Genomic DNA, 14,776 nt, shown 5'->3' with positions numbered 1-14,776 from the left:
GGCCCCGCCCTTTTGCTACGCGTGTTCACGGGGTTTGCGGTGTTTGTTCGGGGGTTGGGTGCGGTGTCCGACGTACACAACGCCGAAGGCCCGGGACCACCAAGATTTTTTGGCGGTCCCGGGCCTTCGGATGTTCGGCCGAGCCTCGCTATGCCTTGCGCAGGCGGAACGTCAGGGTCAGCCCCTCGTCCGTGAACGCGGAGCCATACGTGGCGTCCGCCTCGCCCTGGGCGAAGTCAGTCGCCAGGACCTCGTCGGCGATCAGCTCGGCGTGCTCGCTCAGCGCCCCGATCGTCGCCGTGTCCGTCGCCGTCCACCGCAGAGCGATCCTGTCGGCCACGTCCAGGCCGCTGTTCTTGCGGGCCTCCTGGATCAGGCGGATCGCGTCACGGGCGAGGCCCGCTCGGCGGAGCTCCTCCGTGATCTCCAGGTCCAGGGCGACCGTGGCGCCGGAGTCGGAGGCGACCGACCAGCCCTCGCGCGGCGTCTCCGTGATGATCACCTCGTCCGGAGCGAGCGTGACCGTCTCGCCGTCGACCTCCACCGACGCGGTGCCCTCGCGCAGGGCCAGGGACAGCGCCGCCGCGTCCGCGTTCGCGATCGCCTTCGCCACGTCCTGGACGCGCTTGCCGAACCGCTTGCCCAGGGCGCGGAAGTTGGCCTTGGCGGTGGTGTCCACCAGGCTGCCGCCCACCTCGGACAGCGACGCGAGCGACGAGACGTTCAGCTCCTCGGTGATCTGCGTGTGCAGCTCGGGGTCGAGGGTCTCGAAGCCCGCGGCCGCGACCAGGGCACGGGACAGCGGCTGGCGGGTCTTGACGCCCGACTCCGCGCGCGTGGCGCGGCCCAGCTCGACCAGCCGGCGCACCAGCACCATCTGCTTGGACAGCTCCGGGTCGATGGCGGCGAGGTCCGCCTGCGGCCACGACGCCAGGTGCACCGACTCCGGGGCGCCCGGCGTGACCGGGACGATCAGGTCCTGCCAGACCCGCTCGGTGATGAACGGGGTCAGCGGGGCCATCAGCTTGGTGACCGTCTCGACGACCTCGTGCAGGGTGCGCAGTGCCGCCTGGTCGCCCTGCCAGAAGCGGCGACGCGAGCGGCGGACGTACCAGTTCGACAGATCGTCGACGAACGCCGAGAGCAGCTTGCCGGCGCGCTGGGTGTCGTACGCCTCCAGGGACTGGGTCACCTGGTCGACCAGCGCGTGCAGCTCGGACAGCAGCCAGCGGTCCAGGAGCGGGCGGTCGGCCGGGGCCGGATCGGCCTCCGACGGCGCCCAGTTGGACGTACGGGCGTACAGGGCCTGGAAGGCGACCGTGTTCCAGTACGTCAGGAGCGTCTTGCGGACGACCTCCTGGATCGTGCCGTGGCCCACGCGGCGGGCCGCCCACGGGGAGCCGCCGGCCGCCATGAACCAGCGGACCGCGTCGGCGCCGTGCTGATCCATCAGCGGGATCGGCTGCAGGATGTTGCCCAGGTGCTTGGACATCTTGCGGCCGTCCTCGGCGAGGATGTGGCCGAGGCAGACGACGTTCTCGTACGACGACTTGTCGAAGACCAGCGTGCCGACCGCCATCAGCGTGTAGAACCAGCCGCGGGTCTGGTCGATCGCCTCGGAGATGAACTGCGCCGGGTAGCGGCTCTCGAACAGCTCCTTGTTCTTGTACGGGTAGCCCCACTGCGCGAACGGCATCGAACCCGAGTCGTACCAGGCGTCGATGACCTCCGGCACGCGCGTGGCCGTCTTGCCGCAGCCGTCGTGGCGGCAGGCGAAGGTGACGTCGTCGATGTACGGGCGGTGCGGGTCGAGGCCCGACTGGTCGGTGCCGGTCAGCTCGGTGAGCTCCGCGCGGGAGCCGACGCAGGTGAGGTGGTCGTCCTCGCAGCGCCAGATCGGCAGCGGGGTGCCCCAGTAGCGGTTGCGGGACAGCGCCCAGTCGATGTTGTTCTGCAGCCAGTCGCCGAAGCGGCCGTGCTTGACGGTCTCCGGGTACCAGTTCGTCTTCTCGTTCTCTTCGAGGAGACGGTCCTTGATCGCCGTCGTGCGGATGTACCAGGACGGCTGCGCGTAGTAGAGCAGCGCGGTGTGGCAGCGCCAGCAGTGCGGGTAGCTGTGCTCGTACGGGATGTGCTTGAAGAGCAGACCGCGCTGCTGGAGGTCCTCGGTGAGGTTTTCGTCCGCCTTCTTGAAGAAGACGCCGCCGACCAGCGGGACGTCCTCCTCGAAGGTGCCGTCCGGGCGGACCGGGTTCACGACGGGCAGGCCGTATGCGCGGCAGACCTTGAGGTCGTCCTCACCGAAGGCGGGGGACTGGTGGACCAGACCCGTACCGTCCTCGGTGGTGACGTACTCGGCGTTGACCACGTAGTGGGTGCCGCCCTCGGTCTCCGGGAACTCGACGAGCTCGAACGGACGTTGATACGTCCAGCGCTCCATCTCGGCGCCCGTGAAGGTCTGGCCGGTGGTCTCCCAGCCCTCGCCGAGGGCCTTGGCGACCAGCGGCTCGGCGACGACGAGCTTCTCCGCGCCTTCTGGGCCCTTCGTCGCGACGACGTAGGTCACGTCCGGGTGCGCGGCCACGGCCGTATTGGAGACGAGGGTCCAGGGCGTCGTCGTCCACACCAGGAGCGCGGCTTCGCCGGCGAGCGGACCGGAGGTGAGCGGGAAACGGACGTACACCGAGGGGTCGACGACCGTCTCGTAGCCCTGCGCCAGCTCGTGGTCGGACAGGCCGGTGCCGCAGCGCGGGCACCAGGGGGCGACGCGGTGGTCCTGGACCAGCAGACCCTTGTTGAAGATCTCCTTGAGCGACCACCAGACGGACTCGATGTACTCGGGTTCCATCGTGACGTAGGCGTCGTCGAGGTCGACCCAGTAGCCCATGCGGGTCGTCAGGTCGGAGAAGGCGTCGGTGTGGCGCAGCACGGACTCGCGGCACTTGGCGTTGAACGCCGCGATGCCGTAATCCTCGATGTCCTTCTTGCCGCTGAAGCCGAGTTCCTTCTCGACCGCCAGCTCCACCGGGAGGCCGTGGCAGTCCCAGCCGGCCTTGCGCGCCACGTGGTAGCCACGCATGGTGCGGAAGCGGGGGAAGACGTCCTTGAAGACGCGGGCCTCGATGTGGTGGGCGCCGGGCATGCCGTTGGCGGTGGGCGGGCCCTCGTAGAACACCCACTCGGGGCGGCCCTCGGACTGCTCCAGGCTCTTGGCGAAGATCTTCTGCTCGCGCCAGAAGTCGAGCACGGCGTGCTCGAGGGCGGGCAGGTCGACCTGGGCGGGCACCTGGCGGTACGTCGGCGTTGTCATCAGCGAGCTTCCTCCGGCGGACTTGCTGCCTTCCGTCCGGAGGGACGAGAGCCGTGTCTTTCCGTACGCCGGTTTCGGCGCGCTCCCGCGGTACCACCCTCCTTGGCCCGCCGACACGGGGTGTGCGTCGGTGAGCCCCCTCATTGGGGTCGCGATGCCGGTTCTACTGGCCGCCGCCTACGGCTGCGGTGTTCTTCCGACGGCTCCGGGGTGATCTTCACGTCGCGCTCGCCCCCGGGCTTCCACCGTCCCCGGGTCGCTCTGGGCTGCGTACGTCGCTACTCGTCCCCATCCACGCTGTTCGCTCCGCCCAGTGTACGGCGCCCCGCGGACAGCGGCCGACCGGATTTCCGGGACGGCAGCGGGGGAAGGCAGCCGACCGGATTTTCCGGGCCGTGGGGGCGGGGATGGTGTTCGGGCCGCGATGACCCGAATGGTGCGGTACGCGTGTTCGGATTCTGGGACGTCCGGCTCGGCGGCATACCCCGCGGGGAGCTGGGCACAACGCATGCATGCCTGGCGCGCGACCTGCGCGAGGCGGGCGAATCGGGCGGTGTGCCCCGTTGCCGCGGGACTCAAGTCGATTTATCGTCCCAGCACGATTCGCGTGCAAGATCACAATATGTGAAGGGGCCGCGGCATGGTGGCGAAGAAGACCGCCGTACAGCAGTCGGCGTCGGGCCGGTCCACCCATGCGAGTGCCTCCGGCGGTGCGAGTGCCTCCGGCGGTGCGGCCAAGGATGTGGGCGGGAAGAAGAGTGCGCAGGGGGGCTCCGCGGGAGTGCGCGGCGGTCAGCCGGTGAAGACGGTGCGGGGGGCCGCTGAGTCGGCGGCGAAGAAGGCCGGGAAGAAGACGGGGGCGAGGGCGGGGGAGGCGGCGAGGACGGGTGCGAAGGCGGGAGCCAAGAAGACGTCGGAAGCGGTCCCGAAGACAGCCGCGAAGAAGGCGGTCGTTGCCAAGACCTCGGCGCCCAAGACCTCGGCCCTCAAGGCGGTCGGAGGGAAGGCGGCCGTATCGAAGACCGCCGTCGAGAAGGGCGTCACCGAGAAGGGCGCCGCTGAGAAGGGTGCCACTGAGAAAGCCACGTCCAAGAAGGCGGCCGCTGCCAAGGGGGCTCCTTCGAAGAAGGCGGTCGAGGGGGCGGCTGCCAGGAAGGCGGCGACCAAGAAGACCGCCAAGGCCGCCAAGGGCGCGAAGACGGCGAAGGGAGCCACGACCGCGTCCAAGGGCAGGGCGGCCAAGGAAGGCGCGGCCAAGAAGGCCGTGGCCGCGGAGCGGGCGGGCGAGAAGGCGGTCGGGGAGAAGGGCGTCGGTGTGATGGGGGGCGTCGAGGAGGGCGGCGCTGGGGAGAAGAGCACCTCCAAGAGGAGCGCGGCCAAGAAGAGCGTGGCCGCGGAGCGGGCGGCCGAGAAGGCGGTCGCCAAGAGCACGTCCAAGAAGGCGGGCGCGGCGCAGGCCGCGGAGCAGACGGGAGCCACGACAGTGGTTGCGAAGAAGACTCCTGGCACGGCCACGGCGGCGAAGACCGCCGTTCCCAAGGCACGCATCGCCGCGGCGGTGGAGCCCGGCGAGCTCGCCGTACGCCCCGGTGAGGACCCCTGGACCCTGGAGGAGGTCGAGGAGGCACGGGCCGAGCTGATGTCCGAGGTGATGCGGCTGCGCGACGAGATCACGTCGTCCGAGCAGTCGCTGGTCGGCCTGATGCGGGACTCCGGGGACGGCGCCGGCGACGACCAGGCGGACACCGGCGCCAAGAACATCACGCGCGAGCACGAGCTGGCACTCGCCGCCAACGCGCGCGAGATGCTCACCCAGGCCGAGCGGGCCCTGGAGCGGCTCGACGCGGGTACCTACGGCCTGTGCGAGAACTGCGGCAACCCGATCGGCAAGGCGCGGATGCAGGCCTTCCCGCGCGCGACCCTGTGTGTCGAGTGCAAGCAGAAGCAAGAACGCCGGTACTGACCGGTACAAGAAGGCCGGTACCGACCGGTAGGCGGGTGCCGCTGGACGTGTCGTACTCTCGTCCTCAGTCAGGTACCTAGGTCGAGGGACTCACGTGGCAGAGGCGGAGCGCATCATCGGTACGCCGAATACCCCAGAGGCGGCGGGAGCCGAGCCGGAGCAGTCCGACGAGAAGGCGAAGGACGCCGGGGCCGAGCGGCCCCGGGGCAGGCGCCGGATCGCCGTGCTGTTCGGGATCGCGGCCTTCGCGTACGTCCTCGACCTGGTCAGCAAGATGATCGTGGTCGCCAAGCTGGAGCACCACCCGCCGATCGAGATCATCGGGGACTGGCTGAAGTTCGAGGCGATCCGCAACGCGGGTGCGGCCTTCGGCTTCGGCGAGGCCTTCACCGTGATCTTCACGGTGATCGCGGCGGCCGTGATCGTGGTGATCGCCCGGCTCGCCCGCAAGCTGTACAGCCTGCCCTGGGCGATCGCCCTCGGCCTGCTGCTCGGCGGTGCGCTCGGCAACCTCACCGACCGGATCTTCCGCTCGCCGGGTGTCTTCGAGGGGGCGGTCGTGGACTTCATCGCGCCCAAGCACTTCGCCGTGTTCAATCTGGCGGACTCGGCGATCGTGTGCGGCGGCATCCTGATCGTGCTGCTGTCGTTCAAGGGGCTCGACCCGGACGGCACCGTCCACAAGGACTGAGGCCCGCAAGGGGCCGCGAGGCGTCCGCGAGGGGTTGTCCACAGGCTCCGTACGGGACTGTCTCACCCGTCCGGCATACTCGTCGGGTGAGCACGATTCCCGAGATCCGTACCCTGCCCGTGCCCGACGGCCTGGAGGGCGAGCGTGTCGACGCCGCCATCTCCCGCATGTTCGGCTTCTCCCGTACCAAGGCGGCCGAGCTTGCCGCGGCGGGGAAGGTCACGGTCGACGGGTCGGTGGTCGGGAAGTCCGAGCGGGTGCACGGTGGCGCCTGGCTCGAGGTGGAGATGCCCCAGGCTCCGGCGCCCGTGCAGGTCGTCGCCGAGCCGGTCGAGGGCATGGAGATCGTGCATGACGACGATGACGTGGTGGTGATCGTCAAGCCGGTCGGCGTCGCCGCGCACCCGTCGCCGGGCTGGAGCGGACCGACGGTCATCGGCGGGCTGGCCGCGGCCGGGTACCGGATCTCCACGTCCGGTGCCGCCGAGCGTCAGGGCATCGTGCACCGGCTCGACGTGGGCACGTCCGGGCTGATGGTCGTAGCCAAGTCCGAGTACGCGTACACGTCGCTCAAGCGCCAGTTCAAGGAGCGCACGGTCGACAAGCGGTACCACACGCTCGTCCAGGGCCACCCCGACCCGACCAGCGGCACCATCGACGCGCCCATCGGCCGCCACCCCAACCACGACTACAAGTGGGCGGTCACGGCCGAAGGCAAGCCGTCCGTCACGCACTACGACCTCATCGAGGCGTTCCGCGCGGCCTCGCTGCTCGACGTGAAGCTGGAGACCGGCCGCACCCACCAGATCCGCGTCCACATGGCGGCCCACCGCCACCCCTGCGTCGGCGACCTGACCTACGGCGCCGACCCGACCCTCGCCAAGCGCCTGCGGCTGACCCGCCAGTGGCTGCACGCCGTACGGCTCGGCTTCGAGCACCCGGGGGACGGGCAGTGGGTGGAGTTCGAGAGCGACTACCCGGCCGACCTGCAGAAGGCCCTGGACCAGGTCCGCGAGGAGACCTGGGCATGAGCTCTCCGGCGAATCCCCCGTCGTACGTCGTGCGGGTCGCCGAGGACCCCGCCGACCGCGAGGCGTGCTTCGCGGTGCGCAAGGAGGTCTTCGTCGTCGAGCAGGGCGTCCCGCAGGAGATCGAGTACGACGCCTACGACGCCGGTGCCGTGCATGTGCTGGCGGTCCGGGAGGACAGCATGCCGCTCGGGACCGGGCGGCTGCTGCACGGGGAGGCGGCGGCGTCCAAGGTCGGCGGTGACCCGTCCGTGGGGTCGCTGGGGCGGCTCGCCGTGACCCAGGCGGCGCGTGGCCTCGGCGTCGGGGCGGCCCTGGTGCGGGCCATCGAGGAGGCGGCACGCACGCGTGGCCTCACGGCCGTGGACCTGCACGCGCAGACGCATGCGCTGGGGTTCTACGAGCGGCTCGGGTACGTGGCGTACGGGCCGGAGTTCCCGGACGCGGGGATACCCCACCGGGCGATGCGGCGCGCTCTGTAGGCGAGGGCCTGTGGGCGCTGGTGAGAAGGGTGGCGTGGCAGGCTTGAGGTCTGCCCTGTGGACGCCGCTATCACCGGAGCGCTGACCGTGGATCAGTTGGCCCTGCTGTTCGTGCTGTTGCTCGGTGCCCTGGTGAGTGTCCCCGTGGGGGACCGGTTCCGACTGCCGGCGCCGGTGTTGATGACGTTGCTCGGGGTCGTGCTCGCGCTGCTCGACTTCGTGCCGAACGTCGACATTCCGCCCGACCTGATCCTGCCGCTGCTGCTGCCGCCCTTGCTCTACGCCGCCGTACGGCGGACCTCCTGGCGGCAGTTCGCGGCGAATGTGCGGCCCATCTTCCTGCTGGCCGTCGCGCTGGTGTTCGTCACGACGGTGTGCGTGGCCGCGGTCGCCCACGCGATCGTGCCGGGGCTGCCGCTCGCCGCCGCCGTGGCGCTGGGCGCCCTCGTCGCGCCGCCCGATCCGGTCGCGGCCACCGCCGTCGCCGGGCAACTCGGGCTGCCGCGGCGGCTGGTGTCCATCCTGGAGGGCGAGGGGCTCTTCAACGACGTGACCGCCATCGTGCTGTACCACGTGGCGATCGCGGCCGCCGTGAGCGGCACGTTCTCGCCGTGGCAGGCCGGACTCGACCTGGTGCTGTCCGCCGTCGTGGCCCTGGCCGTCGGGCTCGCCCTGGGCTGGGGCGCCAACAAGCTGATGGACCTGCTGGGGGACGCCACCCTGCAGATCGGGCTGACCCTGCTCGTGCCGTACGCCTCGTACGTGCTGGCCGAGGAACTCCACAGCTCGGGTGTGCTCGCCGTGCTGACGACCGCCCTGTTCCTCGCCGAGTACGCCACCGACGCCGACGACGTGATGACGCGGCTGGCCGGGCACGCCTTCTGGGACATCGTCGACACGCTGGTCACCGGCGTCGCGTTCGGGCTGATCGGGCTCGAACTGCACAACGCCGTGCGGACGGCGTCCGGGCGGTGGGGCGAGATGCTCGGCTGGGCGGCCGCGGTGGTCGGGGTCGTCGTACTGGTACGGCTGCTGTGGCTGCTGCCGGCCACCTGGCTCACCCAGCGGATGCATGCGAAACGGGACTACGACGAGGAAATCCCGGTGAGCTGGCGCGAGACCGTCGTGATGTGGTGGGCGGGCATGCGCGGCGTCGCCTCGGTGGCCCTGGCGCTGGCCGTTCCGCTGGAGACGGACGCGGGCGCCGCCTTTCCCGACCGGGACGAGATCGTGTTCATCGCGTTCGGGGTGATCATGGCGACGCTGGTGGCACAGGGCCTGACCCTGCCGTGGCTGGTGAAACGGCTCGGGGTGCGCGCCGACAGCGAGCGGGAGAAGGAGCTCGAGAAACAGCTGGCGGTGCGGGCGGCCAAGGCGGCGAAGCGGAGGCTGAAGGAGATCGAGGCCGTCGAGGAGCTGCCGGAGGAGCTGTCCGAGCAGATGCTGCGCCGGGCGTTCGAGATCGGGGTCCGGATCAGCCCGGAGTTCGGCGAGGAGGAGCGCCGGGAGGCGCATCAGCAACGCGTGCGGCGGCTGAAGCGGGTCCGGCGGATCCAGGGGGAGCTGCTGAGCGCGGCACGCCACGAGGTGCTGGCGGCGCGCAGTGAGCCGGGGGCCGATCCGGAGGTGGTGGATCGGGTGCTGCGGCATTTGGACGTGCGCAGTATGCGGTGACCGCGCCGCCGACCACGGTCTCTTCGTACGATCTGATCATGGCTCGCAACGTGGTGATCAGTGGTGGCGGTACGGGAATCGGGCTCGCGACGGCGCAGCTGTTCGCGGCGGACGGGGATCAGGTGCTGCTGCTCGGGCGGCGCGCCGAGGTGCTGGAGCAGGCGGCGGTGCCCGGGGCGCTCACCTACGCGGCCGACCTGAGCAAGGTGAGCGGCGTGCGGGGCGTGGAGCGCTTCGTGGCGGCGGAGCTCGGCACCGTGGACGTACTGATCCACAGCGCCGGAGGCTCCGGGTACCTGGAGCCCAAGGTGGACAGCGACGAGCCCCTCGACGTCGTCCTGCACAACTGGACCCTCAACTTCGGCCTCAACACCCTGACCGCGGCCCTGCTCACCGAGGCGCTGAAGGACCGGCTCGCCGACCCCGGCGGGCGGGTGCTGTTCCTCAGCTCGATCGCCGCTTTCCGGGGCTCGGGCAGCGGGGCGTACGCGGCGTCCAAGGCGGCGCTGCATCCGTACGTCCATGATCTGGCCCGGCAGTTGGGGCCGCGCGGCATCACCGTGAACGCGGTCGCGCCCGGCTATGTCGAGGACACCGAGTTCTTCGGCGACGGGATGGACGAGCAGCGGCGCGCGCGGCTCATCGCGGAGACCTCGACCGGCCGGGCCGGGACGCCCGGGGACGTCGCCTCGACCCTGCACTGGCTGGCGTCCCACGCCGCCGGGCACATCACCTCGCAGATCATCCAGGTCAACGGCGGAGCCGAGCGCGGCCACTGAGGCGGTCAGGAGCGTTCAAGGACAGTCACGAGCAGTCGGTGGGTGGTCAGGGGCGCTCAGGGCGTGACGCCGCCTGGTGGTCGTGCTGGTGGGTGCGGCGGGCCGGGATGCGGCCGGGTACGGGGAAGCCGGGCGGCAGGGCCGCGTCCGCCGCGTTGACGCGCGGCAGGGCGTACGGGTGCTGCTCGACCAGCCAGCGGATCAGCTGCTCGCGCACCGCGACCCGGACCGTCCACAGGTCGTCCGCGTCCTTGGCCGTGACCAGGGCCCGCACCTCCATGGTGCTCGGCGTGGAGTCGGTGACGACCAGACCGTAGTCGCGGCCGTCCCAGGCCGGGCACGCGCGCAGGATGTCGCGGAGCTGATCGCGCATCTTCTCCATGGGCGCCGAGTGGTCGACGTGGAGGAAGACGGTGCCGGTCATCTGGGGGCCGCCGCGCGACCAGTTCTCGAAGGCCTTCGCGGTGAAGTACGACACCGGCATGGTGATCCGGCGCTCGTCCCAGGTCCGCACGGTCAGGAACGTCAGCGTGATCTCCTCGACCGTGCCCCACTCGCCGTCCACCACGACGGTGTCCCCGATGCGCACCATGTCGCCGAAGGCGATCTGCAGACCGGCGAACATGTTGCTCAGCGTGGACTGGGCGGCGACACCGGCGACGATGCCGAGGATGCCGGCCGAGGCCAGCAGCGAGGCGCCGGCCGCGCGGAACGCCGGGAACGTCAGCAGCATCGCCGCCACGGCCACGACGCCGATGACCGCCGACACCACGCGCATGATCAACGTCACCTGCGTGCGCACCCGCCGCACCCGGGCCGGGTCGCGGTGGGCACGGGCATAGCGGCTGTACGAGGTCTCGACGACCGCCGCCGCGATGCGGATCGCCAGCCAGGCCGCCGCCCCGATCAGCACCAGCGTCAGCACCCGGCCGATGCCGACCTCGTGCTCCTCCAGCAGCTTCGCCTCGTCGTACGACCCTCTGAGCAGGGCCGCGCACAGGACGAGCTGGTAGGGGATGCGGGCGCGGCGCAGCAGACCCCACAGCGGGGTCTCACTGTGCCGTTCGTCGGCCTTGCGCATCAGGCGGTCGGTGGCCCACCCGATGATCAGGGTGAGCATGACCGAGCCACCGATCACGATCAGCGGTCGGAGTATCGTCTCCATCCCCCGAACGTAACCAGTCGGGCGGGGTCATGAACATGTGCGCCGGTGAGGCGGTGGTCACGATGCTGTCGTACCCGGCTGGCACCATGGCCTCATGAACATCATGCTGTTTCACTCGACCTATGGCCTCAGGCCCGCGGTGCGCCAGGCCGCGGACCGGCTGCGCGCCGCCGGACACGAGGTGTGGACGCCGGACCTCTTCGAGGGACGTACGTTCGAGACGGCCGAGGAGGGCATGGAGTTCAAGGAGCAGGTCGGCAAGGACGAGCTGCTGAAGCGGGCCGTGCTGGCCGCCGCGCCGTACTCGGAGCGAGGCCTCGTGTACGCCGGGTTCTCGCTCGGCGCCTCCATCGCCCAGACCCTAGCGCTCGGCGACGAGAAGGCGCGCGGCCTGCTGCTCCTGCACGGCACGTCGGACATCGCGCCGAACGCCTCGGTGGACGACCTGCCGGTCCAGCTGCACGTCGCCGAGCCGGACCCGTTCGAGACGGACGACTGGCTGAGCGCCTGGTATCTCCAGATGGGCAGAGCGGGCGCCGATGTCGAGGTGTACAGATACGCCGGGGCCGGCCACCTCTACACCGACCCCGACCTGCCGGACTACGACGAGGAGGCCGCCGAGGCCACCTGGCGGGTGGCACTCGGCTTCCTGGAGACCCTCTAGTCTCAGCCCGCGGCCCGGTACGCCGCCCAGTTCTGCTGCATGCGCGTCACCTGGCCCGCGGTGAACTGGTACATGCAGGAGTCGTACGTGTAGTCCATGAAGTTGTGGATCGGGTCCACGCCCGCCTTGCGGGTGCAGGTGTCGCGGCCTTCGGGGCACTGGTAGGCGGCGCTCTTCTCGGCCGGGGTGTCGTCGACGTAGTCGCCGTTGCCGTTACAGCCGCCCTGGAAGGTGTGGTAGAGGCCCATCCAGTGGCCGACCTCGTGGGTCGCCGTGTCGCCCTCGTTGTAGTTGGCGGCCGAGCCGCCCGGCAGCGAGGCGTCGAGGAGCATCACGCCGTCCATGGACGGGCTGGACTTGTAGGAGCTGGGGAAGGTCGCCCAGCCGAGGAGGTCGTCGCCGAGGTTGGCGGTGTAGATGTTGAGCGCGTTGGCGCCGCCCTTGCGCAGGGCGGACTTCATCGCCTTCTCCTCCGCGGAGCCGTAACCGACGTTGTACCAGGCCGCGTTGTCCGTGTAGTCGGTGCCGGCCAGGGTGAACTGGTAGCCGGAGTCGACGTTTCCGCTGCCCTGGCCGGCGTAGGCCGCGTTCAGGACGCTCAACTGGGCGTTGATGTCGGCGGAGTCGAGCCGGCCGGTCGCGCCGTCGTGGATGACGTGGAAGTAGACCGGGACGGTGGTGGAGGCGGCCGCGGCGAGGCTGCGGCTGCCCGAGGCGGGCAGCTTGCCGAGCTTGGCGCGCAGATCGGCGTCCATGGCCTGGGCCTTGGCGGCGCTGACCTCGTTCGGTTCGGCGACGGCTTCGCCGCTGTGTCCGGGGTGGGCCTCGCGGGCCGCGGAGTGGCCGGCCTCCTCGACGCAGTCGGCGGCCGGAGCCTGGGCCGCCGCGACTGTGGTGGGCGCCGAGAGGGGAGCGAACATCAGGGTTCCGGCCACCGCGGTCGTGGCGAGAACACGTCTGCGCGTATGGGGTGATATCCGGGCAAGCGCACGCATGCCGACTCCTAGCTGATGCGTTGGGGAGAGGGGCGCAGGGGTCTTCCTGGCCGCCGCCCGGAGATTACGTGGACATGTTCATGTCCGAAGAGAATCGTTCAGGCCCAATCAATCACCCGGCAAACAGGGGCGATTGGGGTAAGTGAATGATCAACCGTCCAGAGTCCGAGATCGCGGCGTAACGGGTTCCGCCGCCCGGGCGGGTGGTGTGTCCGGATTCGGACCGCGACTCACACCACCCGCCGTAGCGATGTGATCTCCGGTTAACGGCTCTCAAATGGGCCAGGGTTGGCTGAAAATCGACCCTGGGGCACAGCTCTTACACAGGGTCGTAGGTCCGCTCGACCTTCTGCGTGCCGCTGCGCGTGCGGTACGAACGGGTCCACTTCGCGGTCGCGTCCTGCTTCGTCTTGTCGGACAGGACGTAGTAGTCCATCTGCGCGCGGTCGGCCGTGATGTCCAGGACGCCGTAGCCGTGGCGGTCGGTGTCGACCCAGTGGACATGCCGGTTGGCGGACTTGATGATCGGCGCGGCGATCGCGGAGACCGTGCCCTCGGGGACCTTGACGATGTCGTCGAGGTTGTCCGAGGTGACCGAGGTGACGACGAACTCCGTGGCGGCGGAGGCCGACAGCGGGTACGTACCGGCGTCCACCGGCACGTCGTTGGCCCACGCCATGTGAATGTCGCCCGTCAGGAACACGGTGTTGCGGATCGCGTTCGAGCGCAGATGGGCCAGCAGCTCCCGGCGGTCGTCCGTGTAACCGTCCCACTGGTCGGGGTTGAGGGCGAGACCCTCCTGCGGCAGGCCCAGCAGTTTGGCGAGCGGCTTGAGCAGGTCCGCGGTGAGGGAGCCGATCGCGAACGGCGAGATCATCACCGAGTTGCCGACCAGCCGCCAGGTGGTGTCGGAGGACTTCAGCCCCGCCTTCAGCCAGTCCAGTTGGGCCCGGCCGGTGAGCGTGCGGTCCGGGTCGTCGACCTCGCCGTTGCCGACCGAGACCTGCTGCGAGCGGAAGGAGCGCAGGTCGAGCAGGGAGAGGTCGGCGAGCTTGCCGAAGCGCAGCCGGCGGTAGGTGGTGCCGGCGACGGCCGGGCGCACCGGCATCCACTCGAAGTAGGCCTGCTTCGCGGCGGCCTGGCGCGCGGCCCACGTGCCCTCGGCGCCCTCGGTGTGGTTCTCGGCGCCGCCCGACCAGGTGTCGTTGGCGATCTCGTGGTCGTCCCAGATCGCGATGACGGGCGCCTTCGCGTGCAGGGCCTGCAGATCCGGGTCCGTCTTGTACTTGCCGTGCCGGACCCGGTAGTCGGCGAGCGTGAGGGTCTCGTGGGCGGGCGCGGTCTGGCGTACGACGGTGCCGCGTGTGCCGTACTGACCGGTGCCGTACTCGTAGATGTAGTCGCCGAGGTGGAGCCAGGCGTCCAGGTCGCCGCGGGCCGCGAGATGGCGGTACGAGGCGAAGTATCCGGCCTCCCAGCTGGCGCAGGAGACCACGCCGAAGCGGAGGTTGGACACGGACGCGCTCGCCGCCGGCGCGGTGCGGGTGCGCGCCACCGGGGAGTCGGTGCCGCCCGCCGAGAAGCGGAACCAGTAGTCGGTGGCCGGCTCCAGGCCGCGTATGTCGGCCTTGACGGTGTGGTCGGAGGCGGCGGTCGCGGTGGCCGAGCCCTTGGCGACGATGGTCGTCAGCGCCTTGTCCCGCGCGACGACCCAGCTGACCTCGGTGTCCGGGCCGAGCCCGGAGCCGGGCGTCGCCTCGGGCGTGGGCGTCACCCGGGTCCACAGCAGGACGCCGTCGGGCAACGGGTCACCGGACGCGACGCCGTGCAGGAAGGCAGGGACCGCTTCGGCGGCACCCGCGGGCAGGCCGACGGCGAGCGGGCCGGCCAGGACAGCCGTCGCCGCCGCGGCCTTGACGACCGTACGGCGGCGAGGGGTAAGGGAATTGAGCTGTTCAGATGCTCTGTATCGACTGGTCACAGCCGATCAGATTACTGATCGGTATGAACAAAGGCGGGCGAACC

The 14,776-nt window shown here is 70.4% G+C and carries 11 protein-coding genes; 7 read left to right on the top strand and 4 right to left on the bottom strand.

Annotation, left to right across the window (positions count from 1 at the left end; genetic code table 11):
• Positions 1–148 precede the first annotated feature (148 nt).
• A complete protein-coding gene (gene ileS / locus ACQEV2_RS10875) occupies positions 149–3,310 on the bottom strand; it encodes an isoleucine--tRNA ligase (protein ID WP_433039063.1) in 3,162 nt (1,053 codons plus the stop codon).
• A 640-nt stretch (positions 3,311–3,950) separates the two neighbouring features.
• Between ileS and ACQEV2_RS10870 the strand changes: the two genes are divergently transcribed.
• From ACQEV2_RS10870 to ACQEV2_RS10845, 6 genes are all read left to right on the top strand, one after another.
• Positions 3,951–5,273, top strand: coding sequence for a TraR/DksA C4-type zinc finger protein (locus ACQEV2_RS10870; protein ID WP_433039061.1), 1,323 nt, complete (start codon positions 3,951–3,953; stop codon positions 5,271–5,273).
• A gap of 94 nt (positions 5,274–5,367) precedes the next feature.
• Entirely contained in the window at positions 5,368–5,964 is a 597-nt protein-coding gene (gene lspA / locus ACQEV2_RS10865; RefSeq protein ID WP_433039059.1) for a signal peptidase II, read from the top strand.
• Between the two features lie 86 nt (positions 5,965–6,050).
• Positions 6,051–6,995 (top strand): RluA family pseudouridine synthase, encoded by a 945-nt coding sequence (locus ACQEV2_RS10860; RefSeq protein WP_004001950.1) that lies wholly within the window; start codon positions 6,051–6,053, stop codon positions 6,993–6,995.
• On the top strand, positions 6,992–7,474 hold the full coding sequence (locus ACQEV2_RS10855) for a GNAT family N-acetyltransferase (protein ID WP_433039057.1): 483 nt from the start codon (positions 6,992–6,994) through the stop codon (positions 7,472–7,474). Before ACQEV2_RS10860 ends, ACQEV2_RS10855 begins: the two co-directional genes overlap by 4 nt.
• 87 nt (positions 7,475–7,561) lie before the next feature.
• Complete coding sequence (locus ACQEV2_RS10850; RefSeq protein WP_433054345.1) at positions 7,562–9,148, top strand: Na+/H+ antiporter; 1,587 nt, start codon at positions 7,562–7,564, stop codon at positions 9,146–9,148.
• Positions 9,149–9,186: 38 nt separating this feature from the next.
• On the top strand, positions 9,187–9,927 hold the full coding sequence (locus ACQEV2_RS10845) for an SDR family NAD(P)-dependent oxidoreductase (RefSeq protein ID WP_433039054.1): 741 nt from the start codon (positions 9,187–9,189) through the stop codon (positions 9,925–9,927).
• A 46-nt stretch (positions 9,928–9,973) separates the two neighbouring features.
• On the opposite strand, the gene ACQEV2_RS10840 is transcribed toward ACQEV2_RS10845, so the two are convergent.
• Positions 9,974–11,092 (bottom strand): mechanosensitive ion channel family protein, encoded by a 1,119-nt coding sequence (locus ACQEV2_RS10840; RefSeq protein ID WP_433039052.1) that lies wholly within the window; start codon positions 11,090–11,092, stop codon positions 9,974–9,976.
• 94 nt (positions 11,093–11,186) lie between these two features.
• Between ACQEV2_RS10840 and ACQEV2_RS10835 the strand changes: the two genes are divergently transcribed.
• Complete coding sequence (locus tag ACQEV2_RS10835; RefSeq protein ID WP_433039050.1) at positions 11,187–11,756, top strand: dienelactone hydrolase family protein; 570 nt, start codon at positions 11,187–11,189, stop codon at positions 11,754–11,756.
• 2 nt (positions 11,757–11,758) lie between these two features.
• Here ACQEV2_RS10835 and ACQEV2_RS10830 read toward each other — a convergent pair whose 3' ends face one another.
• Both ACQEV2_RS10830 and ACQEV2_RS10825 read right to left on the bottom strand, forming a co-directional pair.
• The gene (locus ACQEV2_RS10830; protein WP_433039048.1) at positions 11,759–12,751 is read right to left on the bottom strand and encodes a zinc metalloprotease; all 993 of its coding nucleotides are present in this window, start codon (positions 12,749–12,751) and stop codon (positions 11,759–11,761) included.
• A 319-nt stretch (positions 12,752–13,070) separates the two neighbouring features.
• On the bottom strand, positions 13,071–14,732 hold the full coding sequence (locus tag ACQEV2_RS10825) for an alkaline phosphatase D family protein (protein ID WP_433039046.1): 1,662 nt from the start codon (positions 14,730–14,732) through the stop codon (positions 13,071–13,073).
• Positions 14,733–14,776 lie beyond the last annotated feature (44 nt).

The sequence above is a fragment of the Streptomyces sp. CA-251387 genome (genome assembly GCF_050936625.1).
GTDB lineage: Bacteria > Actinomycetota > Actinomycetes > Streptomycetales > Streptomycetaceae > Streptomyces.
This window is presented reverse-complemented; position numbering and strand designations above follow the sequence as displayed.